21 protein-coding genes are annotated in these 21,138 nt (G+C 71.9%); 13 read left to right on the top strand and 8 right to left on the bottom strand.

What is annotated here, in order from left to right; genetic code table 11:
- Positions 1-76: 76 nt before the first annotated feature.
- A complete protein-coding gene (locus tag ACZ41I_RS30260; RefSeq protein WP_363216758.1) occupies positions 77-760 on the top strand; it encodes a helix-turn-helix transcriptional regulator in 684 nt (227 codons plus the stop codon).
- A 266-nt stretch (positions 761-1,026) separates the two neighbouring features.
- On the opposite strand, the gene ACZ41I_RS30255 is transcribed toward ACZ41I_RS30260, so the two are convergent.
- Positions 1,027-1,371, bottom strand: a complete 345-nt coding sequence (locus ACZ41I_RS30255) for a hypothetical protein (protein WP_468515542.1) — start codon at positions 1,369-1,371, stop codon at positions 1,027-1,029.
- Between the two features lie 21 nt (positions 1,372-1,392).
- Positions 1,393-3,084 carry a sodium:solute symporter family protein gene (locus ACZ41I_RS30250; RefSeq protein WP_363216756.1) on the bottom strand — a complete coding sequence of 564 codons (1,692 nt, stop codon included), beginning with the start codon at positions 3,082-3,084 and terminating at the stop codon, positions 1,393-1,395.
- A gap of 180 nt (positions 3,085-3,264) precedes the next feature.
- Between ACZ41I_RS30250 and galT the strand changes: the two genes are divergently transcribed.
- Genes galT through galK form a run of 3 tightly spaced genes read left to right on the top strand, consistent with a single transcriptional unit; the run spans position 3,265 to position 6,463 of the window.
- Positions 3,265-4,350, top strand: a complete 1,086-nt coding sequence (gene galT, locus ACZ41I_RS30245) for a galactose-1-phosphate uridylyltransferase (RefSeq protein WP_399774177.1) — start codon at positions 3,265-3,267, stop codon at positions 4,348-4,350.
- A complete protein-coding gene (galE, locus tag ACZ41I_RS30240) occupies positions 4,347-5,309 on the top strand; it encodes a UDP-glucose 4-epimerase GalE (protein WP_468515541.1) in 963 nt (320 codons plus the stop codon). The genes galT and galE overlap by 4 nt, the downstream gene beginning before the upstream one ends.
- On the top strand, positions 5,309-6,463 hold the full coding sequence (galK, locus tag ACZ41I_RS30235) for a galactokinase (protein WP_399774173.1): 1,155 nt from the start codon (positions 5,309-5,311) through the stop codon (positions 6,461-6,463). The genes galE and galK overlap by 1 nt, the downstream gene beginning before the upstream one ends.
- 397 nt (positions 6,464-6,860) lie before the next feature.
- Here galK and ACZ41I_RS30230 read toward each other — a convergent pair whose 3' ends face one another.
- Positions 6,861-7,280 (bottom strand): hypothetical protein, encoded by a 420-nt coding sequence (locus tag ACZ41I_RS30230; protein WP_399774168.1) that lies wholly within the window; start codon positions 7,278-7,280, stop codon positions 6,861-6,863.
- A gap of 469 nt (positions 7,281-7,749) precedes the next feature.
- Between ACZ41I_RS30230 and ACZ41I_RS30225 the strand changes: the two genes are divergently transcribed.
- Positions 7,750-8,517 (top strand): response regulator transcription factor, encoded by a 768-nt coding sequence (locus tag ACZ41I_RS30225; RefSeq protein WP_363216750.1) that lies wholly within the window; start codon positions 7,750-7,752, stop codon positions 8,515-8,517.
- Here ACZ41I_RS30225 and tamR read toward each other — a convergent pair.
- A complete protein-coding gene (gene tamR, locus ACZ41I_RS30220; protein ID WP_363216749.1) occupies positions 8,476-8,973 on the bottom strand; it encodes a MarR family transcriptional regulator TamR in 498 nt (165 codons plus the stop codon). The two genes, ACZ41I_RS30225 and tamR, sit on opposite strands and share 42 nt — an antisense overlap.
- Positions 8,974-9,062: 89 nt before the next feature.
- On the opposite strand from tamR, the gene ACZ41I_RS30215 reads away from it, so the two are divergent.
- A complete protein-coding gene (locus tag ACZ41I_RS30215) occupies positions 9,063-9,875 on the top strand; it encodes a trans-aconitate 2-methyltransferase (RefSeq protein WP_468515540.1) in 813 nt (270 codons plus the stop codon).
- 2 nt (positions 9,876-9,877) lie between these two features.
- The gene (locus ACZ41I_RS30210; protein WP_468515539.1) at positions 9,878-10,243 is read left to right on the top strand and encodes a VOC family protein; all 366 of its coding nucleotides are present in this window, start codon (positions 9,878-9,880) and stop codon (positions 10,241-10,243) included.
- 90 nt (positions 10,244-10,333) lie between these two features.
- Here ACZ41I_RS30210 and ACZ41I_RS30205 read toward each other — a convergent pair whose 3' ends face one another.
- On the bottom strand, positions 10,334-10,636 hold the full coding sequence (locus tag ACZ41I_RS30205; protein ID WP_363219930.1) for a hypothetical protein: 303 nt from the start codon (positions 10,634-10,636) through the stop codon (positions 10,334-10,336).
- Positions 10,637-10,954: 318 nt separating this feature from the next.
- Here ACZ41I_RS30205 and ACZ41I_RS30200 point away from each other — a divergent pair, with 318 nt between their 5' ends.
- The 5 genes from ACZ41I_RS30200 to ACZ41I_RS30180 are packed head-to-tail and all read left to right on the top strand — an operon-like array spanning position 10,955 to position 15,567.
- Positions 10,955-11,512, top strand: a complete 558-nt coding sequence (locus tag ACZ41I_RS30200; RefSeq protein WP_399774276.1) for an RNA polymerase sigma factor — start codon at positions 10,955-10,957, stop codon at positions 11,510-11,512.
- 32 nt (positions 11,513-11,544) lie between these two features.
- On the top strand, positions 11,545-12,372 hold the full coding sequence (locus ACZ41I_RS30195) for a zf-HC2 domain-containing protein (RefSeq protein WP_468515538.1): 828 nt from the start codon (positions 11,545-11,547) through the stop codon (positions 12,370-12,372).
- A gap of 47 nt (positions 12,373-12,419) precedes the next feature.
- A complete protein-coding gene (locus tag ACZ41I_RS30190; protein WP_399774157.1) occupies positions 12,420-13,289 on the top strand; it encodes an ABC transporter ATP-binding protein in 870 nt (289 codons plus the stop codon).
- The gene (locus tag ACZ41I_RS30185; RefSeq protein WP_468515537.1) at positions 13,286-14,905 is read left to right on the top strand and encodes an ABC transporter permease; all 1,620 of its coding nucleotides are present in this window, start codon (positions 13,286-13,288) and stop codon (positions 14,903-14,905) included. Before ACZ41I_RS30190 ends, ACZ41I_RS30185 begins: the two co-directional genes overlap by 4 nt.
- A gap of 5 nt (positions 14,906-14,910) precedes the next feature.
- Entirely contained in the window at positions 14,911-15,567 is a 657-nt protein-coding gene (locus ACZ41I_RS30180; protein WP_363219934.1) for an ABC transporter, read from the top strand.
- Positions 15,568-15,629: 62 nt separating this feature from the next.
- On the opposite strand, the gene ACZ41I_RS30175 is transcribed toward ACZ41I_RS30180, so the two are convergent.
- On the bottom strand, positions 15,630-16,307 hold the full coding sequence (locus tag ACZ41I_RS30175) for a TetR/AcrR family transcriptional regulator (protein ID WP_351206000.1): 678 nt from the start codon (positions 16,305-16,307) through the stop codon (positions 15,630-15,632).
- Positions 16,304-17,311: an acyl-CoA desaturase gene (locus ACZ41I_RS30170; RefSeq protein ID WP_399774149.1), complete on the bottom strand. Its 1,008-nt coding sequence runs from the start codon at positions 17,309-17,311 to the stop codon at positions 16,304-16,306. The genes ACZ41I_RS30175 and ACZ41I_RS30170 overlap by 4 nt, the downstream gene beginning before the upstream one ends.
- A 302-nt stretch (positions 17,312-17,613) precedes the next feature.
- Between ACZ41I_RS30170 and ppc the strand changes: the two genes are divergently transcribed.
- Positions 17,614-20,346, top strand: coding sequence for a phosphoenolpyruvate carboxylase (gene ppc, locus ACZ41I_RS30165; RefSeq protein ID WP_399774147.1), 2,733 nt, complete (start codon positions 17,614-17,616; stop codon positions 20,344-20,346).
- A gap of 67 nt (positions 20,347-20,413) precedes the next feature.
- On the opposite strand, the gene ACZ41I_RS30160 is transcribed toward ppc, so the two are convergent.
- Positions 20,414-21,112: an LPXTG cell wall anchor domain-containing protein gene (locus ACZ41I_RS30160; RefSeq protein WP_468515536.1), complete on the bottom strand. Its 699-nt coding sequence runs from the start codon at positions 21,110-21,112 to the stop codon at positions 20,414-20,416.
- Positions 21,113-21,138: the final 26 nt, after the last annotated feature.

Here is a 21,138-nt window from a genome sequence, read left to right as displayed (position 1 = left end):
CGGGGGGCCCTCTGTCCTTGCGGACCGGTGGGCGTCCATAGTGGGGCATCCATGGGGGGGACTGGGGGGTTGCTCTATGGGAGTGCGGCTCATGGTCGTCGACGACCATCGCCTGCTCGCGGAGGCGCTGGCGTCGGCGCTCAAGCTGCGCGGGCACCGGGTGCTCGCCGCGGCGGCACCGGCCGCGGGCGCGGCGGATCTGGTGATCGCGCGGGCGCCCGAGGTGTGCCTGCTGGGTACGGCGGCGCCGGCCGAACCGGGCGTGTTCGACCCGGTGGTGAAGATCAAGCGGGAGCGGCCGCAGGTGGCGGTACTGGTGCTCGGCCCGGTGCCGTCGCCGCGCGGGATCGCGGCGGCGTTCGCGGCCGGGGCGTCGGGGTACGTGCGGCACGACGAGCGCATCGAGGGGGTCGAGCGGGCGATCATGAAGGCGCGGGCGGGGGAGGCGGCGGTGGCCCCGCAGTTGCTGCAGGGGGCGTTCGGGGAACTGCTCAATCCTGCCGCGCAGCCCGATGACGAGGCTCAGCGGTTGCTGTCGGTGCTGACACCGCGGGAGGTGGAGGTGCTGGTGCGGGTGGCCGACGGGGAGGACACGCGGCTGATCGCGGCGGGGATGGGGATCGCGCCGAGTACGGCCCGTACGCATGTCCAGCGGGTGCTGATGAAGCTGGGTGTCGGGTCCCGCCTGGAGGCGGCGGCCCTGGCCGCGCGGACGGGGTTGCTGGACCGGGCGGGGGCTTTGGGGTCCGGCCCCGAGTAGGCGCCCTGCGCTGGTCCCGGCCGGGGGCCGGGTCGCTTGCCCGCACTTTCGGGGTGCCTCCCCCAGAGGGGTGCCTCCCCCAGAGGGGCGCTCCCCTCTGGGGGTACCCCCGGCGTCCACCCGTGCCGCCCCTGGGGATACCTCCCAGGCCCTCGACGCACTGGGGGAGGCGCGACTGCCCGCAGGTCACGGCGGCGGGGCGCCCCGCAAGGGGCGCGGGGAACCGCGCGACCAGCCCCCACGCACCCGCGGACGGGAAGGGTGCTTCAGTCCCCCTGCCTCTCCTCCGGCAGACCCTCCGGAGGAAGCGGCGGCGGAGTGGGCCGCAGCTTCAGCCAGGCCAGGAAGAAGAGGCCCAGCAGGAGCATGCCGATCCCGGTCCAGAGGTTGATGTTGACGCCCTGGGCCTTGTCGATCGCGGACCGGGAGTCGGTGATGCCGGTGATCGTGACGATGACGCCGTACACCACGAACAGGCCGCCGATGATGCGGCGCAGGTCGAAGATGCGGGCGGCGGTCGCCGACTTGGTCTCCAGCTCGGCGACCTCGTGCGCCACCTCCTCCTCGGTGTAGTGGTGGCGACGGTCGGGGTGCTCGGGGTGTTCAGACATGGTTTCCTCGGTCCTCCCGCGTCAGAACGAGAACGGGATGTAGCAGGCGGCGGCCAGGACGACCGCGCCCCAGCCCAGCAGGGCCGGCTTGCGGTACCAGGCGTCGTCGCCGGCGGCGGGCGGCTCGGACATGCCGGGGGAGCGGGTGCCGTAGACCAGCCCCTGCAGCTCCTGCGCCGGCTTCGGCTCGGTGAACAGGGACACCGCGACCATCACGACCGCGCCGGCGACGAAGCCCGCGATCGCGGAGACGAAGTTGGCGCCCTGGTCGGAGGGGATGGAGATGATCCCCTTCTTGTAGAACACGAAGTAGTTGATCATCGCGGTCACGGTGCCCGCGAGCAGGCCCCAGAAGCCGGACTTGGCGGACGCGCGCTTCCAGAACATGCCGACGATGAACACGACGAACATCGGCACGTTGAAGAAGGAGAACAGCGTCTGCAGGTAGGCCATGATGTTCGAGAACGAGGACGCCAGGAACGCCGTGCCGATGGACGCGCAGACGCCGATCACGGTGATCAGGCGGCCGAAGCGGACGTAGTACGTGTCCTCGCGGCCGGGCACCACGTACTTCTCCCAGATGTCGGTCGTGAACACCGTGTTGAAGGACGACACGTTCGCCGCCATGCCCGCCATGAAGGCCGCGAGCAGTCCGGTGACCGCGATGCCGAGTACGCCGTTGGGCAGCAGCTCCTGCATCAGGAAGGGGATGGCGTCGTTGTACTGGTAGCCGGAGCCGGGGGTGCCGAACTTCGGGATGAGGGCCGCCGCGACCAGGCCGGGGATCATCACCAGGAAGACGATGAAGATCTTCGGGTAGGCGGCGATCAGCGGGGTCCGCCGGCCCGCCGAGAGGTTCTTCGCGGACAGGGCGCGCTGCACCTCGGCGAAGTTGGTCGTCCAGTAGCCGAAGGAGAGGACGAAGCCCAGACCCAGGACGATGGTCAGCCAGTTGGCGCCCAGCGGGTTGGCGCTGCCGATGCCGGTGCCGCCCCACGCGGTGGTGAAGTTCGTGCCGTGGCTCGCGGTGAGCTTGTCGGTCAGGCCGTTCCAGCCGCCGGCCTTCTTCAGGCCGAGGATGGTGATCGGGATGAGGGCGGCCAGGATCACGAAGAACTGGAGCACCTCGTTGTAGATCGCCGAGGACAGGCCGCCGAGGGTGATGTACGCGAGGACGAAGGCGCCGGCGACGACGATGGCGACCCACTGGGGCCAGCCGAGCAGCGCCTCGACGACGATCGCGAGGGCGTAGAGGTTGACGCCCGCGATCAGGATGGCGGCGAACGCGAACAGGATCGAACTGAGCAGGTGGGCGGCCCGGTCGAAGCGCAGCAGCAGGAACTCGGGGACCGAGCGGACCTTGCTGCCGTAGTAGAAGGGCATCATCACCAGGCCCAGGAAGACCATGGCCGGGATGGCGCCGATCCAGTACCAGTGCACGGTGTAGGCGCCGTACTGGGCGCTGTTCGCGGCCATGCCCAGGATCTCGGTGGCCGCCAGGTTCGCCGAGATGAAGGCGAGGCCGGTGATCCAGGCGGGCAGCGAGCGTCCGGAGAGGAAGAAGTCGAGGCTGGTCTTCACCGAGCGGCGGGCCGCGAAGCCGATGCCGAGGACGACGACGAAGTAGATCGCCAGGATCGTGTAGTCCAGCCAGTTGGTGGGGAGCCGTAGCTCCGCCGCCAGATACAGGGGGCTGTCTGTGGGGGTTTGCATGAGAACTCGCTTCGTTGCGCGAACTGATCCAGAGCGGAACCTACGTCTCCGCGTTCAGCAATTGAACACTTCTGTTGATGTTCTTTGTTTGATTGTGATGATCCCTGTCGGTGGTGGGTTGTGATCTGTTATGTTTGATTGTGTTGGCTGATTGGGTGCGGGGCGTAGAGGAGTCCGGCGTTGAAGAAGACCTCGACACGGCTGGCCGACGGTCGTGAGCTGATCTACTACGACCTGCGCGACGACACCGTGCGCGACGCCGTCGACCGCCGTCCCCTGGACCGCACGGTCACCACCTCCGAGATCCGCCGCGATCTGCTGCTCGGCGACGCGGTCGCCGTCGCCTCGCACCGGCAGGGGCGCACGTACCACCCGCCCGCCGACGAGTGCCCGCTGTGCCCGACCCGGGGCGAGCGGCTCAGTGAGATCCCGGACGCGTCGTACGACGTCGTCGTCTTCGAGAACCGGTTCCCCTCCCTCGCCGGCGACTCGGGCCGCTGCGAGGTCGTCTGCTTCACGTCCGACCACGACGCCTCCTTCGCGGACCTGAGCGCCGAGCAGGCGCGCCTGGTGCTCGACGCGTGGACGGACCGCACGTCGGAGCTGTCGCATCTGCCCGCCGTCGAGCAGGTCTTCTGTTTCGAGAACCGCGGTGCCGAGATCGGTGTGACCCTGGGCCACCCGCACGGGCAGATCTACGCCTACCCGTTCACCACGCCGCGCACCGCGCTGATGCTCCGCTCGCTCGCCGCGCACAAGGAGGCCACCGGCGGCGAGAACCTCTTCGACGCCGTTCTGGAGCGGGAACGCGCCGGGGAGCGGGTCGTCCTTGAGGGTGAACACTGGGCCGCGTTCGTGCCGTACGCGGCGCACTGGCCGTACGAGGTTCACCTGTACCCCAAGCGCCGCGTCCCCGACCTGCTCGCCCTCGACGAGGCGGCGCGCACAGAGTTTCCCCAGGTGTATCTGGAACTCTTGAGGCGCTTCGACCGGATCTTCGACGGGCGGGACGGAGGGGAGAACGCTGCGGGTGAGCTTCCGACGCCGTACATCGCGGCCTGGCACCAGGCCCCGTTCGGTGCGCTGGAGGAGTTCGACGGGATCACGCGGGACGACTTCGCGCTGCACCTCGAGCTTTTCACCATCCGCCGCACTTCCGGCAAGCTGAAGTTTCTCGCGGGTTCCGAGTCCGGCATGAGCGTGTTCATCAACGACGTGCCGCCGGAGCGCGCGGCCGAGCGACTGCGAGAGGTAGCGAGTTCATGAAGTACCTGGTGACGGGTGGCGCGGGTTACGTCGGCAGTGTCGTGGCCCAGCATCTGCTGGAGGCCGGCCACGAGGTCACCGTCCTCGACAACCTCTCCACCGGCTTCCGCGAGGGCGTCCCGGCGGGTGCCGCGTTCATCGAGGGCGACATCCGCGACGCCGCCAAGTGGCTCGACCCCTCCTTTGGCGGCGTGCTGCACTTCGCCGCGTCCTCGCAGGTCGGCGAGTCGGTGGTGAAGCCGGAGAAGTACTGGGACAACAACGTCGCCGGCTCCATGGCGCTGCTCGGCGCGATGCGCGAGGCGAACGTCCGCACGCTGGTCTTCTCCTCCACCGCGGCCACGTACGGCGAGCCGGAGCAGGTCCCGATCGTGGAGAGCGCCCCCACGAGGCCGACGAACCCCTACGGCGCCACCAAGCTGGCCGTCGACCACATGATCACCAGCGAGGCGAACGCCCACGGCCTGGCGGCGGTCTCGCTGCGCTACTTCAACGTGGCCGGTGCCTACGGCGCGTACGGCGAGCGCCACGACCCCGAGTCGCACCTCATCCCGCTGGTCCTCCAGGTCGCCCAGGGCCGCCGCGACACGATCTCGGTCTACGGCGACGACTACGCGACCCCCGACGGCACCTGTGTGCGCGACTACATCCACGTCGCCGACCTGGCCGAGGCCCACCTGCTGGCCCTGACGGCCGCGCGGCCGGGCGAGCACCTGATCTGCAACCTCGGCAACGGCAACGGCTTCTCCGTCCGCCAGGTCATCGAGACCGTCCGGCAGGTCACCGGCCACCCGGTCCCCGAGACCGTGGCCCCGCGCCGGGGCGGCGACCCGGCGGTCCTGGTCGCCTCGGCGGACACCGCCCGCGAGAAACTGGGCTGGAACCCGACCCGCGCGGATCTCGCGGGCATCGTCGCGGACGCGTGGCAGTTCGCGCAGAGCATCACAAGGGAGCACTAGTGGGGGCACAGCAGGTCGCGGAGCGCTTCACCGAGCTGTACGGCACGCAGCCCGAGGGCGTCTGGGCGGCCCCGGGCCGGGTCAACCTGATCGGCGAGCACACCGACTACAACGACGGTTTCGTCATGCCGTTCGCGCTGCCGCACCGGGCGGTCGCGGCGGTCTCCCGCCGCACCGACGGCGTCCTGCGCCTGCACTCGGCGGACGTCGAGGGCGGGATCGTGGAACTGTCGCCGGACGCGCTCACCCCGCAGGGCGACGACGGCTGGACGGCGTACCCGGCGGGCGTGGTCTGGGCGCTGCGCGAGGCGGGTCACGAGGTCACCGGCGCGGACGTCCACCTGTCCTCCACGGTCCCGACGGGTGCGGGCCTGTCGTCGTCGGCGGCCCTGGAGGTGGTGATCGCACTCGCGCTCAACGACCTCTACGCACTGGGCCTTCCGGGCTGGAAGCTGGCCCGGCTGTGCCAGCGCGCCGAGAACGTCTACGTCGGCGCGCCGACCGGCATCATGGACCAGACGGCGTCGGCCTGCTGCGAGCAGGGCCACGCCCTCTTCCTGGACACCCGCGACCTGTCCCAGCAGCAGATCCCCTTCGACCTCGCGGCCGAGGGCCTGCGCCTGCTCGTCGTGGACACCCGGGTCGAGCACGCGCACAGCGGCGGCGAGTACGGCAAGCGCCGGGCCGGCTGCGAGAAGGGCGCGGCCCTGCTCGGCGTCGACGCCCTGCGGGACATCCCGTACGCCGGCCTGGACGCGGCGCTGGCCCGGCTCGGCGACGAGGAGGAGGTCGTCCGCCTGGTCCGGCACATCGTGACGGAGAACCGGCGGGTCGAGCGGGTGGTGGAACTCCTCCGCGCGGGCGAGACCCGGGCGATCGGGCCCGTCCTCACCGAGGGCCATGCCTCGCTGCGCGACGACTTCCGCATCTCCTGCCCCGAGCTGGACCTGGTCGTGGACACGGCCCTGTCCGCCGGCGCGCTCGGCGCCCGGATGACCGGCGGCGGCTTCGGCGGCTCGGCGATCGTCCTGGCGGAGGCCACGGACGTCGACACACTCACGAAGGCCATCGACGGGGCCTTCGCAGCAGCGGACTTCACGGCCCCGCGCACGTTCGAGGCGGTGCCGTCGGCGGGAGCACGGCGACTGAACTGACACCGCCCGTCCCGTACCGGCCTTGTCCTGCAGTGCACTTGGCCCGACCGGTAATGTGCATGCCTGTCATCGCCGTGCCCGGCGGTGCGCGGGAGGCACGGGGCGTCGCTTCCGTGTACGTGCCCTGTGAGCCGAAGGATGCGAGGGAAGGGGAAGGCGCCGCGTCCGTGCCCGGGGGTTCGCGTGACTTCCCGGCACAGCTGCCGCGCTGCGGGGACCGCTGATGGAGGATGAAGGCCCGGGCCGAGGGGATCGCGCACGCGCTCGGGTACCGGCTGATCGCCACGGACGGGCGGCCCCGTGCTCGCGGACGGCGAACTCCCGGCACCGCCCCCGCCGGTGCCTCGGCGGGAGCGCAGCGACTGAACCGACACCCGCGTCCCGGTGCCGTTCGGGATCAGTAGTTGGGGTTGCCGTCCCAGCTGGACTCGTCGCATCCGAGGGCCTTGTCGCCCTCGAAGACACAGACCTGGATGCGCAGGGCCCAGATACCGCGGTTGTCCTGCAGGGAGGTCGGCCACGTCTTCTCGGTGCCGGCGCCGGTGTAGACCTTGTGCCAGCTGTAGCTGGTCACCTTGCGGTCCGGCGTCAGGGACTGCACGCGGACCCCGACGGAGTGCCCGTCCTTGCCCGTGTCGGCCACCGTCACGTAGATCTGCGGGGCGATGTAGTGGCCGTCGTAGCGGAAGGTCCCGGAGCCCTGCGCCCCGAAGACGTTCGCGCCGACGTTGCCGGCGAAGGCGGGGCCCGTGGCGAGGGCGACGGCGCCGACGGCGGCGGCACCCACGGTGAGCATGCGGCTGAGCTTCTTCTTCAAGGGTTTCACTCCTGAGTCAAGATCGGAAACACGCCACCGTACATCGTATGTGAGTCATGTCCATGCCGTTTTCCGGCGGGATGGGCATGGTGGCGTGCGGCAGATGGCGTCGGGCTTTGTCGATTTCTGTCCCAGGACGAAACAGGCAGCACACGAGACACACATCGGTCGGCCAGTTCTGCAAATCTGCTTCCGCAGCGTGCTCTCGTCCGTACTCTGTGGAACAGCACCGGTGGGGGCCGGTGCTGATCAGGGGGCGAGACAGGCGGGTACGGCACCCGCGGTGGGGGTAGCAGTTTCCGCGACGGCGGCGGCCGCGCGGCGCGTGTCCTTTCCGTGGGCTGTCGTACCCGTGCGGGTCGTCGTTCTCCGGGCCGTTCCGGTCCTTGCGGACCGGCTGATGGCGGCCGGGCCCTTTCCGGACCTTGGTTGTCCCCTGCTCCGTGCGGAGCCTGGGGAAGGGGGTTTCGTGGTTCGTATCCGAGTCCTGGTCGTGGACGACCACCGCATCTTCGCCGAGTCGCTCGCCGCCGCGCTGGCCGCCGAGCCCGACGTCGACGTCTTCGCCGCCGGCAGCGGCCCCGCCGCGCTGCGCTGTCTGGACCGGGCGGCCGGGGAGGGCCGCCGCTACGACGTCCTCCTGGTCGACGCCGACCTGGGCGGCAACATGCCCGCCAGCCGGCCGGCGGTGCCCGTGCAGGAGGGCGACGAGGAAGGGCTGGTCGACGGCATCTCGCTGGTCGCGGGCGTGCGCGCCGCCCAGCCCGCCGTACGGATCGTGGTGCTCGCCGAGAAGGACGATCCCCGGCGGGCGGCGCTCGCGCTGCAGGCCGGGGCCTCGGGCTGGGTCGCCAAGGACTGCTCGCTGTCCCGGCTGCTGACGGTGATCCGGGGCGTGCTGCGCGACGAGACCCATCTGCCGCCCGCCCTGCTCACCGGCGTGCTCAGGGAGCTGACGGCCGCGCGCCGGCACCGCACCGAGAGCGAGCGGCTCGTGGAGGCGCTCACCCCGCGCGAGCGGGAGGTGCTGCGCTGCATGGTCGCGGGGCTGGGCCGCAAAGCCGTCGCCGAGCGGCTGTTCCTCTCCCCGCACACCGTGCGCACCCATATGCAGAACGTCCTCGGCAAGCTGGGTGTCCACTCGACGCTGGCCGCCGTCGCGCTCGCCCGCCGCGCGGGGGTCGGACCGGCCGACCTAGCCGGGGATGTTGTCGAACGGGGCGGTCAGCTGGCGTAGCAGACCGGCGAGTTCCAGGCGCTGGGCGCGGGAGAGCTCGCCGAGGATCGCCCGCTCCTGCTCCAGCAGACCCGCGAGCGCCTGGTCCGCGCGGTCCCGGCCGGTGTCGGTCAGCCGGACCAGCACGCCCCGCCGGTCGCTCGGGTCGGGCAGCCGCTCCACCAGGCCCTTCTTGGCCAGCCGGTCGATGCGGTTGGTCATCGTGCCCGACGTGACCAACGTCTGGGTCAGCAGCTGGCCGGGGGAGAGCTGGTACGGCGTGCCCGCGCGCCGCAGCGCGGTCAGCACATCGAACTCCCAGGGCTCCAGCTGATGCTCGGCGAAGGCGAGCCGGCGCGCACGGTCCAGATGCCGGGCGAGTCGGCTCACCCGGCTGAGCACTTCCAGCGGCTCCACGTCGAGGTCCGGACGTTCCCGGCGCCACGCTGCGACCAGCCGATCGACCTCGTCCTCCATGGAGATCAGTGTAGTGGTTGTGTCGACATGAAGTCTCTTGAAGTCGAGTCTCTTGACATCGAGATACTTGGGCGGGGAGAGTGACCGGCATGACGACTCCCAGCTGGGACCCCGGCCAGTACCTGCGGCACGCCGGTCACCGGGCCCGTCCCTTCACCGACCTCCTCGCCCGGATCCCGGACCCGCGCGGCGAGCGGCCCCGCATCGCCGACCTCGGCTGCGGCCCCGGCAATGTCACCGTCCTGCTCACCCGGCGCTGGCCCGCCGCCCATGTCACCGGCTACGACAACTCGCCCGCGATGCTCGACGCGGCCCACACCGGCCACGAGGGGCCCACAGCGGGAGGCGGCCGGCTGGACTTCGCCCACGCCGACGTCCGCACCTGGACGCCCGAGGAGCCGTACGACCTGATCGTCTCCAACGCCACGCTCCACTGGGTGCCGGGGCACGCCGAGCGCTTCGCCGACTGGATCGCCGGCCTGCGTCCCGGCGGCACCTTCGCCTTCCAGGTGCCCGACAACATCGACGCCCCGCTGCACGCCCTGATGCGTGAACTCGCCGGCAGCCCCCGCTGGAAGTCCCGCCTCGCCGGCGTCCTGCGGCACACCGACTCCGTGCACACCCCCGGCGTCTATCTGGACCGCCTGGCCCGCCTCGGCTGCGCCGCCGACGTGTGGCAGACGACGTACTTCCACGTCCTCACCGGTGCGGACCCGGTCCTGGACTGGGTGAAGGGAACCGGCCTGCGGCCCGTCCTGACCGCGCTCGCGGACGATCCCGAGGCGCGGGACGCGTTCCTGGCCGAGTACCGCGATCTGCTGCGGCAGGCCTACCCCGCCGCGCCGTACGGCACCGTCCTGCCCTTCCGCCGTCTGTTCGCCGTCGCCGTGAAGGAGGCCTGAGCGTGCTCGTCGCCGTCGATCACGTGCAGCTGGCGGCCCCGCCCGGGTCGGAGGACGCGCTGCGCGCCTACTACGTCGACGTCCTGGGGATGACGGAGATCCCCAAACCTCCGGTGCTCGCCGCACGCGGCGGCTGCTGGTTCCGGGCCGGGGCCGTACAGCTCCACCTGGGCGTCGAGACGGATTTCCGGCCCGCGCGCAAGGCCCACCCGGGGCTCAGGGTCGCGGGGATCGAGGCGTACGCGGCCCGGCTCACCGCCAAGGGCGCGCCGGTGGCCTGGGACGACAACCTCCCCGGTCACCGGCGTTTCTACACGGAGGACCCCGTCGGCAATCGGCTGGAGTTCCTGGAGCCGCAGGGTCCGTGACGGGGCATCATGGAAGACGGCGCCGGGTCTTCCCCGAATTGCAGTCGGGGAAGACCCGGCGCCTCACGCCTGGTGCTCAGTGACCGCCGGTCAGCAGCTGCCCAGACCCGCGAAACGGGCCGTGATGGCCACCGTCTCGGAGTGCCAGTGGCCCGGCGCATAGGTCTCGCACGAGCCGTCGACGTGCCGGTCCCACTTGAAGTAGTAGCGGTACGTCTGCGAACAGTTGTTGGTGACCCGCGTCGTCGTGGTCACCCAGCTCGACGTGTTCTTGATGGTGATGCACGACGGCACGGCCGCGGGCCGTGCCGGCGCGGCGGACGCCGGCACGGCGCCGAGCATCCCCGTGAGCGCTCCCGTGGCCAGGACGACCGTGGCCGCGCGGGCGCGCATCTTTCTTCCTGCTGCCGTTGTCTCCGACATGAGAAAGTTCCCCCTTTTCTCTTATCCGGGTTGGTCGGACCCGTCTCGGGTCGGTCGGGCCCGAGTGCTGGCGAAGCTACGCCAGGGCGGCGGGGGAGGGAACGCTTCCGAATTGACTATGGGTAGTTCTGTGGCCAATGTTCGAAAAGTGGTGGCGTGGTCACCCGGATTTGGCCGAACTCATCTGTCGACGTGGCCGAAATCCTCTGTTCGGCAAGGGAGTTGAGAAAAATCCCGGGAACCGTGAACCGCTCGCGACCCCTCGTCCGATGAGGAGGTGTGACGGACATGGGCGGGGAGCGGCGCAGCGACAGCATGCTGTTGCGCGCGATCGAGGCGGGCGACAGCCATGCCTTCGAACTGCTCTACCGGCGGTACGAGCCGTGGTTGGTCGCCCGGCTCTCCTACCGGTGCCCGGACCCCGCGATCGTCGACGACGTGGTGCAGGAGACCTTCCTCGCGGTGTGGCACGGCACGGCCCGCTTCCGTGAGACGCCGGGGTCGGACGGCAGCGCCGCGGGCTGGCTGTGGCGCATCGGGGCGCGCAGGCTCGTCGACGTACAACGCGGGCACGGAGCGCGTGAGCGGCTCGCCCAGCTGCTCGGCCGGCTGCGCCAGCGCCCCGCTCATCCGTCCGCCGAGGACGAGGCGCTGCACGGGCTGCCGTACGGCGAACTCGCCGACGCACTCGCCCGGTTGCCGGCCGAACTCCGCGACGTCCTGCAGGCCACCGTCGTCGACGGGCTGAGCACCGCCGAGGCCGCGAAGGCGCTGCGGATCCCGGCGGGCACCGTCAAGACCCGGGCGATGCGGGCCCGCAGACGACTGCGGGAGGAACTGGCGTGAGCGGGCCGCACCAGCACAGGAACGGAGACCAGGTGGCAGTGGAGCATCTCGGTACGCAGGCACTGCGCGACTACCAGGGCGGGCAGTTGCGCGGCGCCGCCCTGCTGCGCGCCGACACCCACCTCGCCGGCTGCGCCGCCTGCCGCGCCGGTCTCGCCCGGTACGCCGACCAGGACCGCACCGCCGCCACCTGGGCCAGGCTGACCCGGGCCCGCGACGTGCCGAGGCCTGGTGCCGTGGAGCGGGTGCTGCTCGCCCTGAGGATCCCCGGGCACACCGCGCGGCTGATCACCGCGACCCCGGCGCTGCGCCGCTCCTGGATCGCCGGGGCCACCGTCACGCTGCTGCTCACGCTCGTCGTGGCGCGCCTGGGGCACGCCGTCTCCGCCACGCTGCCGTTCTTCGTGGTCGCGCCGGCGCTGCCCGTGGCGGGCGTCGCCCTGTCGTTCGGGCCGCGCACCGACCCGATGTACGAGATGACGGTCGTCGCACCGTTCCACGGGCTGCGGCTGCTGCTCCTGCGCACCGTCACCGTCGTCACCACCGCCCTCGCGCCCGCCGCCGCGATCGCCGTCGCCCTGCCCGGACCCGCCTCCCGGACGCTCGGCTGGCTGCTGCCCTCGCTCGCCCTCACCTCGCTCACCCTCGCCCTGTCGGCCCGTGTCGAACCCGTCGTGGCCGCGGGCGCGGTGGCCGGGACCTGGGCCCTGGGCCTGCTGGTGCTCTTCGACCCCGTCCGCGATCTCGTGCTCTCGGCGGGCGGACAGCTCGGCGCGGCCGCCGTGCTGTGCGGGGCCGCCGTCTCCATCGCGCTGACCCGCACCTCCTACGACCGCGGCGCACCGCAGCCCGCGCACTGACCGACCTCACCGAAGACCTCGAACCAGGCACCCACCAGGGGGAATCCATGACCGTCTCCACCGCCGTGGCGGTGAGCGACCTCACCGTCGACTACCGCAGCGTGCGCGCCCTGGCCGGCGTCAGCTTCCGGCTCGCCCCCGGTGTCACCGGACTGCTCGGACCCAACGGCGCGGGCAAGACCACCCTGCTGCGCACCCTGGCGACCGCGGCACCACCGGGCGGCGGCGACGTCCGCGTCCTCGGGCACGACCCGCGCACCCCGCAGGGCCGCCTCGCCATCCGGCGCAGCCTCGGCTATCTGCCGCAGGACCCCGGCTTCCACCCGTCGTTCACCGCCTTCGAGTTCGTCGACTACGTGGCGATCCTCAAGGAGATGACCGACCGCGCCGCCCGCCACCGCGAGGTGCAGCGGGTCCTCGACGCCGTGGGCCTGCCCGAGCGGCGCGGCAAGAAGATCAAGCAGCTGTCCGGCGGCATGCGCCAGCGGGTGGCGCTCGCCGCAGCACTCGTCGGTGACCCCGGCTTCCTCATCCTCGACGAGCCCACCGTGGGTCTCGACCCCGAACAGCGGCTGCGGTTCCGGGAGCTGATCGCCGACCTCGGCGCCGGCCGCACCGTCCTGCTGTCCACGCACCAGACCGAGGACGTCGCCGCGCTGTGCCGGCGTGTCATCGTCCTCGACCACGGCACCGTCAAGTTCGACGGCGAACCGCCCGCCCTCGCCGCCGTCGCCGCCGGCCGCGTCTGGGCGAGCACCGAACGCGACCCGCGGGCCCTGGCGGGCTGGCGCACGGGGGCCGGCACCGTACGCAACATCGGCACACCGCCACCGGGCGCCCCCCTGCTCGAACCCACCCTGGAGGACGGCTACCTGCTGCTCCTCGACGCCACCACGCAGCGGGAGCCGGTTCTGTGAGCACCCTGACCGTCGCCCGGCCGGGCCCGCGGCCCACGGTGCGGACCCGGGGCGCCGTCGCCGCCCTCGCCCGCACCGAGGCACTGCGGCTGCTGCGCCACCCCGCGTTCCTCGCCTCCGTCGCCGCCTACCTCGCCCTGTGGGCGTACGACCTCACCCTCGGCGCCGACGCCCAGCGCTACCCCGTGCTCCAGGACAGCTCCCGCACCGGCCAGCCGCCCCTGCTGCTGATCGCCGCCGGCACCCTGCTCGCCGCCGACTTCGGGGTGCTGCGCGGGCGACGGCACGGAGTGGAGCCGGTGTACGCCGTCCTCGTGCTCGGCCGGCGCGCCCGCGCCGCCGCGCATCTGCTCGCCCTGCTGCCCGCCGTCGCCCTCGCCGCGGCCCTCGCCGTCGCCCGGATCCTGCACCTGGCGGCGCTGCCCGGCGCCGTCGGCACCATCGACTGGGCGGAGGTCGCGACCGGGCCCGCGGCGGTGCTCTTCGCCGGGGTGCTCGGGGTGCTGCTCGCCCGCCTGAGCGGCTCGCTGGCCACCGCGTCACTGACGGTGGCCGGGCTCGCGGTGCTCACCTTCGTCGCCGCCGTGCAGAACACCTCGGGCTGGCGGTGGCTGACCCTCGTCGCCATCGAGGACGAGTTCGCCCAGCCACTGCCGTCCGCGCTGCTGGCCCGGCCCGCCGGCTGGCACCTGCTGTGGCTCGCCGCCCTCAGCGCCGTGTGCGCCGCGTTCGCGCTGCTGCGCGACGAGCGTGACACGGCGCCCGGCGCACCGAGCCGGACCACCGGCGCCCTGTGGACCTGCGCCGCACTCGCCGCCGTGCTCGCCGCCCTGGCCGGCGCCCTGCAACTGCGGCCCGTGCCGGACGACATCGCCCGCGCACGCACCCTGGCCACCGAGCACCCGGCGCGGGAACAGGACTGCAGCACCCGGGGCCATGTCACCTACTGCGCCTTCCCGGAGTTCACCGGGCGCATCCGGCAGTGGGACGGCGTCGTACGCGGCATCCTGCACCGCACCCCCGCACAGACCGCCGACGCCCGCTACGCCGTGCGCCAGCGCCTCTTCCACCCCGGATCCCAGGCCTCCTCCGGGCAGCCGCTGCCCCAGGCCGCCTGGGACGCCGACGACCGCCGCGCCCACACGCCCGGCGCCGTACCCGTCGGCACCTGGTGGAGCGCGGGCAGCGCCGGAGCGGACGCCGAGAGCGACGCCGTGGCCGAGTTCTCCGCCCTGTTCGCCTACCGCACCGTCACCGGAGCGCCCCCGCACGAGCCCCGCATCGACACGGTGTGCGGCTCCCGCGCCGTCCTCACGCTGTGGCTGGCGGGGCAGGCCACCGACGAGACCCGCGCCGCCCTGCGCGACCTGGCCTCCCGGACGACCGGCGGTCTGAGCCTGCTCGTCCTGGACTCCTCCACCGGTCTCGCCTTCGACGCCCGCGAGTCCACCTACGCCGTCGACCTGCTCAAACGGCCCGCCGACGACATCGGCGCCAAGGTCCGCGCCGCCTGGAGCGAACTGACCGCGCCGGACACCACGACCGACCGCGCCGCCACACTCCTCGGCGTGCCCGCGCCCCCGCAGGTCCCGGCCGGCGAGCGGACGTGCCGATGACACCCGTGAGCACCCCGAACCGGTACGCCTGCCTGCGACCGCTGATCCCCTACGCCGTGCGCGCCACCAGGATCGCCCCGCTGGCCATCGCGGCCGCCGCCGCGCTGCTGCTGACCGGCGGCCCCGCGCTGGCCGGCGGGATGCGGATGACCGACGTCGTCCTGCTCATGCGGGCCGCGGCGGTGCTGATCGCCGTCGGCGCCGCGTTCGTCCTCGACGACCCGGCGGCCCGCACCACCGAGGTCGTGCCGGTGCCGCGCTGGCTGCCCCGGGCCGTGCGCGGCGCACTCGCCGTGCTGTGCGCGGGCTGTGCCTGGGCCGGTGTCGTCGTATGCGGCACCTACGCGACGAACCCGGACGAACGCCCGCTGCTGCCCGCGGGCGGGCTGACCCTCGAAGCCGTGGCGCTGTTCAGCCTGGTCCTCGCCCTGGCGGCGCTCGGCGTGCGCCTGACCCCGGGCGGCGGCGGGGCGCTGGCCGCGCCGGGCACGGTGCTGTGCGTCCTGGTCGCGGTCCTGCTGCCGCTGCCGGACGCCGCCCGGCCGTTCGCGCAGCCCCTGTCGCAGGCCTGGGACACCTCGCGCTGGACCTGGGCCGTGGTGCTGTGCGCGGCCGCCGGCACGGCCGTGGCCCTGTGCCGGGAACCGGGACCCCGGGCCTGACGCCGCCCGCGCCCCTTCGGACAGCGCACGCGCAGTGCGCGTCCTCGGGGGCGCGGGCCCGCTCAGCTCTTCCGGTGGCCTATCAGACGCGGCTTCGGCTCCAGCCCGTCCAGACCGTGCCACGCCAGGTTCACCAGATGCGCCGCGACCTCCGCCTTCTTCGGGCGGCGCACGTCCAGCCACCACTGCCCGGTCAGGGCCACCATGCCGACCAGCGCCTGCGCGTACAGCGGCGCCAGCTTCGGATCGAAGCCGCGGCTCTTGAACTCGCGGCCCAGGATGTCCTCCACCTGCGTGGCGATGTCCGAGATGAGAGAGGCGAAGGAACCGGTCGACTGGGGGATGGGCGAGTCACGGACCAGGATGCGGAAGCCGTCCGTGTACTCCTCGATGTAGTCCAGCAGCGCGAACGCCGCCTGCTCGCACAGCTCCCGGGGATGCCCCGCCGTCAGCGAGCTGGTCACCATGTCCAGCAGGCGCCGCATCTCGCGGTCCACCACCACCGCGTACAGGCCCTCCTTGCCGCCGAAGTGCTCGTACACCACCGGCTTGGACACCCCGGCCTTCGCCGCGATCTCCTCCACCGAGGTGCCCTCGAAACCCTTCGCCGCGAAAAGGGTGCGACCGATCTCCAGCAGCTGCTGGCGGCGCTCGGCACCGGTCATACGGGTCCGGCGGGTCCGCCGGGGTTTGTCGTTGCTGGAGGTGCTGCTGGAGTCGGTCGCCACGGCGTCAATCATGCCGCCTTCGCGGTCTCCTTCCGGCGCCCGGAGCCGTCCTGGCCGGTGTTCCGGCGCGAATCGATACGCGAGCGTGACGGCCAGCGCACGTCGTACGCCCAGCCGAGCAGCTCGAAGATGCGGATGATCCGGGCCGAGGAGTCGATCTGGCCGCGCATCACACCGTGCCGCGCCGAGGTCGGGTCGGCGTGGTGCAGGTTGTGCCAGGACTCACCGCACGACAGCACCGCCAGCCACCACACGTTGCCCGAGCGGTCCCGCGACTTGAACGGCCGCTTGCCCACCGCGTGACAGATTGAGTTGATCGACCACGTCACATGGTGCAGCAGAGCCACCCGTACGAGTGAACCCCAGAAGAACGCGGTGAACGCACCCCACCAGGACATCGTCACCAGACCGCCGATCAGCGCCGGCGCCAGCAGCGACACGGCCGTCCACAGCACGAACTGCCGGGAGACCGCCCGGATCGCCGGGTCCTTGATCAGATCCGGCGCGTACTTGTCCTGCGGAGTCTGCTCCTCATCGAACATCCAGCCGATGTGCGCCCACCACAGGCCCTTCATCAGCGCCGGAATCGTCTCCCCGAACCGCCACGGAGAGTGCGGGTCACCCTCCGCGTCGGAGAACTTGTGGTGCTTGCGGTGATCGGCCACCCAGCGCACCAGCGGGCCCTCGACCGCCATCGAGCCCATGATCGCGAGCGCGATCCGCAGAGGCCGTCTGGCCTTGAACGAACCGTGGGTGAAGTACCGGTGGAAACCGATCGTGATGCCGTGGCACCCCAGGTAGTAGAAGAACACCAGCAGGCCCATGTCGAGCCAGCTCACCCCCCAGCCCCAGGCCAGCGGCACAGCCGCCACGAGTGCCAGGAACGGCACGGTGATGAACAAAAGCAGCGTGATCTGCTCGATCGAACGCTTCTGCTCGCCACCCAGCGTGGCGGACGGGGGAGGAGTGTCGTCGGCCTTACGGGCTTCTTCGATCACATCGGAACTTGAGGTCATGCGCGTCCCCTGTGGGGTCGAGGGTCGAGACGGATACCGGGCCGCCGGGACCGGACGGGACTCGACGGTACTTCCCTACGGTTCCGTAACCTACGGCTTCGTAAGTATGGCAGCGTGTCGTGCGGCGGCAAGAGCCCCACGGCCTGCGCGTCCGCAGGGACACCTATCCTTGGAACCGGTCGGACAGCGCGGTCCGCTGACGTTTCCTTCCCGGACGCTCCGGCCCGTATGCGGCGCACGCCGCCCGGCAGCCGCCCGGGTTCCCTCCCAGACGAGCTTCAACACTGCAAGGAGCCGCACCTGTGAGCAGTGCCGACGACCAGACCACCACGACCAGCAGCGAGCTGCGCGCCGACATCCGCCGGCTGGGTGATCTCCTGGGCGAGACCCTCGTCCGGCAGGAGGGCCCCGAGCTCCTCGACCTGGTCGAGAAGGTCCGCCGCCTCACCCGCGAGGACGGCGAGGCCGCCGCCGAGCTGCTGCGCGGCACCGAACTGGAGACCGCCGCCAAGCTGGTGCGCGCCTTCTCCACCTACTTCCACCTCGCCAACGTCACCGAGCAGGTGCACCGGGGCCGCGAGCTGCGCGCCCGGCGCGCCGCCGAGGGCGGCCTCCTCTCCCGCACCGCCGACCGGCTCAAGGACGCCGACCCCGAGCACCTCAGGCAGACCGTCCAGAACCTCAACGTCCGTCCGGTCTTCACGGCCCACCCCACCGAGGCCGCACGCCGCTCCGTCCTCAACAAGCTCCGGCGCATCGCCGCGCTCCTGGACACCCCCGTCCAGGGCTCCGACCGCCGCCGCCACGACGTCCGCCTCGCCGAGAACATCGACCTCGTCTGGCAGACCGACGAGCTGCGCGTCGTCCGCCCCGAGCCCGCCGACGAGGCCCGCAACGCCATCTACTACCTCGACGAGCTGCACGCGAACGCCGTCGGCGACGTCCTGGAGGACCTGACGGCGGAGCTGGAGCGGGTGGGCGTGAAGCTCCCCGACGACACCCGGCCGCTCACCTTCGGCACCTGGATCGGCGGCGACCGCGACGGCAACCCCAACGTCACCCCCCAGGTCACCTGGGACATCCTCATCCTCCAGCACGAACACGGCATCAACGACGCCCTGGAGATGATCGACGAACTGCGCGGACTGCTCTCCAACTCGATCCGCTACACCGGCGCCACGGAAGAGCTCCTGCAGTCCCTGAAGACCGACCTCGACCTGCTGCCCGAGATCAGCCCCCGCTACAAGCGCCTCAACGCCGAGGAGCCCTACCGGCTCAAGGCGACCTGCATCCGGCAGAAGCTGGAGAACACCAAGCAGCGCCTCGCCAAGGGCACCCCGCACGAAGCGGGCCGCGACTACCTCGGCACCGGCGAGCTGCTCAGCGACCTGCGGATCATCCAGGCCTCGCTGCGCGAACACCGCGGCGGCCTCCTCGCCGACGGCCGCCTGGCCCGCACCATCCGCACCCTGGCCGCCTTCGGCCTCCAGCTCGCCACCATGGACGTCCGCGAACACGCCGACGCCCACCACCACGCCCTCGGCCAGCTCTTCGACCGCCTCGGCGAGGAGTCCTGGCGCTACGCCGACATGCCCCGCGAGTACCGCGCCAAGCTCCTCGCCAAGGAACTCCGCTCCCGCCGGCCGCTCGCCCCCACCCCGGCACCCCTCGACGCCGCCGGACAGAAGACCCTCGGCGTCTTCGAGACCGTCAAGAAGGCCCTGGAGGTCTTCGGCCCCGAGGTCGTCGAGTCCTACATCATCTCCATGTGCCAGGGCGCCGACGACGTCTTCGCCGCCGCCGTCCTCGCCCGCGAGGCCGGCCTCCTCGACCTGCACGCCGGCTGGGCCAGGATCGGCATCGTCCCCCTCCTGGAGACCACCGACGAGCTGAAGGCCGCCGACACCATCCTGGAGGACATGCTCTCCGACCCCTCCTACCGGCGCCTGGTCGCGCTGCGCGGCGACGTCCAGGAGGTCATGCTCGGCTACTCCGACTCCTCCAAGTTCGGCGGCATCACCACCAGCCAGTGGGAGATCCACCGCGCCCAGCGCCGGCTGCGCGACGTCGCCCACCGCTACGGCGTACGCCTCCGCCTCTTCCACGGCCGCGGCGGCACCGTCGGCCGCGGCGGCGGCCCCTCCCACGACGCGATCCTCGCCCAGCCCTGGGGCACCCTGGAAGGCGAGATCAAGGTCACCGAACAGGGCGAGGTCATCTCCGACAAGTACCTGATCCCGTCCCTGGCCAGGGAGAACCTGGAACTGACCGTCGCGGCCACCCTCCAGGCCTCCGCGCTGCACACCGCCCCCCGCCAGTCCGACGAGGCCCTGGCCCGCTGGGACGCGGCGATGGACGTGGTCTCCGACGCCGCGCACGCCGCCTACCGCCGGCTCGTCGAGGACCCCGACCTCCCGGCCTACTTCCTCGCCTCCACGCCCGTCGACCAGCTCGCCGAGCTGCACCTGGGCTCGCGGCCCTCCCGCCGCCCCGGCTCGGGCGTCTCGCTCGACGGTCTGCGCGCCATCCCGTGGGTGTTCGGCTGGACCCAGTCCCGGCAGATCGTGCCCGGCTGGTTCGGCGTCGGCTCCGGCCTCAAGGCGCTGCGGGAAACCGGTCTGGACACCGTGCTCGGCGAGATGCACGAACAGTGGCATTTCTTCCGCAACTTCATCTCCAACGTCGAGATGACCCTCGCCAAGACCGACCTGCGCATCGCCCAGCACTACGTCGACACCCTCGTCCCCGACGAGCTCAAGCACGTCTTCGACACCATCAAGGCCGAACACGAGCTGACCGTCGCCGAGGTGCTCCGGGTCACCGGCGAGAACGAACTCCTCGACGCCCAGCCGGTCCTCAAGCAGACCTTCGCCATCCGCGACGCCTACCTGGACCCGATCTCCTACCTCCAGGTCACCCTGCTCAAGCGCCAGCGCGACGCGGCAGCCGCGGGCACCGACCCCGACCCGCTGCTCTCCCGCGCCCTGCTCCTCACCGTCAACGGCGTGGCAGCCGGCCTGCGCAACACCGGCTGACAGCCACGGCACACAGGGGTGCCCCCGAGGTCGTACGACCCCGGGGGCACCCCTGTGCAGGGAGGTCTCAGCCCCGCCGGGCCGTCCGGCGGCGGGTCACCAGGTAGCCGCCCAGGCCGACCAGCGCCGCGGCACCGGCCGACAGCAGGCCCACCGGAGCACCGTTACCCGTCTCGGCGAGGTCGCCGCCGGCGGACGGGGAGGAGGACGGAGCCGCCGCGGCGGGCGATCCGGACGCGGACGCGCTCGGGGCCGTACCGGACGACGAGGACGAGGACGACGAGGAAGCCGGCGAAGACGGGTGCGAGGAGGACGACGGCGCCGCCGAGCCGGACGGCTTCCCGCCACCCCCCGCGGAGCCCGTGCAGTCCGTCCAGAACACCTTGTGCTTGGTCGCGCCCTTCTCGCCCTCGAAGTTCCAGAACAGCTTGTAGTGCCCGTCCGGCAGCGACAGGTCGCCCGTACGGCCGTGACCGTCCGCGCCCAGCGTGATCGCGCCGGTCTTCACGGTCGCGCCCTTCGCGGCGGCCGTCGGCGCCCAGGCCTCGATGTGCCAGTCGACCTTCTGACCACCGTCGAAGCCGAAGGCGTCCAGATAGAACGTGCACACGTGCGGCTCGTTACGGCGCAGCTCCTCGCCGGTCCGGGCGTCGTGGATCTTGACGCTGCCATTGTCACCGGGGGCACTTGCGTGGGCGGCCGGGGCGCACACGAGCGCCGCCGCAACACCGGCGCTCAGCGCGCCGACGGGAATGAGGGTACGCATGGTACTGATCCATCTTCGAGTGGTGA

It is taken from the genome of Streptomyces sp. NPDC030799 (assembly GCF_055572255.1).
This window is presented reverse-complemented; position numbering and strand designations above follow the sequence as displayed.

Excerpts from the sequence above, each read along its gene's own strand:
- ACZ41I_RS30205 (WP_363219930.1), bottom strand. The coding sequence starts at position 10,636 with ATGCGCGCCCGCGCGGCCACGGTCGTCCTGGCCACGGGAGCGCTCACG.
- ACZ41I_RS30255 (WP_468515542.1), bottom strand. The coding sequence starts at position 1,371 with ATGTCTGAACACCCCGAGCACCCCGACCGTCGCCACCACTACACCGAG.
- ACZ41I_RS30175 (WP_351206000.1), bottom strand. The coding sequence starts at position 16,307 with ATGATTGACGCCGTGGCGACCGACTCCAGCAGCACCTCCAGCAACGAC.
- ACZ41I_RS30190 (WP_399774157.1), top strand. The coding sequence starts at position 12,420 with ATGACCGTCTCCACCGCCGTGGCGGTGAGCGACCTCACCGTCGACTAC.
- tamR (WP_363216749.1), bottom strand. The coding sequence starts at position 8,973 with ATGGAGGACGAGGTCGATCGGCTGGTCGCAGCGTGGCGCCGGGAACGT.
- ACZ41I_RS30250 (WP_363216756.1), bottom strand. The coding sequence starts at position 3,084 with ATGCAAACCCCCACAGACAGCCCCCTGTATCTGGCGGCGGAGCTACGG.
- ACZ41I_RS30200 (WP_399774276.1), top strand. The coding sequence starts at position 10,955 with ATGGGCGGGGAGCGGCGCAGCGACAGCATGCTGTTGCGCGCGATCGAG.
- ACZ41I_RS30170 (WP_399774149.1), bottom strand. The coding sequence starts at position 17,311 with ATGACCTCAAGTTCCGATGTGATCGAAGAAGCCCGTAAGGCCGACGAC.
- ACZ41I_RS30260 (WP_363216758.1), top strand. The coding sequence starts at position 77 with ATGGGAGTGCGGCTCATGGTCGTCGACGACCATCGCCTGCTCGCGGAG.
- ACZ41I_RS30160 (WP_468515536.1), bottom strand. The coding sequence starts at position 21,112 with ATGCGTACCCTCATTCCCGTCGGCGCGCTGAGCGCCGGTGTTGCGGCG.
- ACZ41I_RS30215 (WP_468515540.1), top strand. The coding sequence starts at position 9,063 with ATGACGACTCCCAGCTGGGACCCCGGCCAGTACCTGCGGCACGCCGGT.
- galE (WP_468515541.1), top strand. The coding sequence starts at position 4,347 with ATGAAGTACCTGGTGACGGGTGGCGCGGGTTACGTCGGCAGTGTCGTG.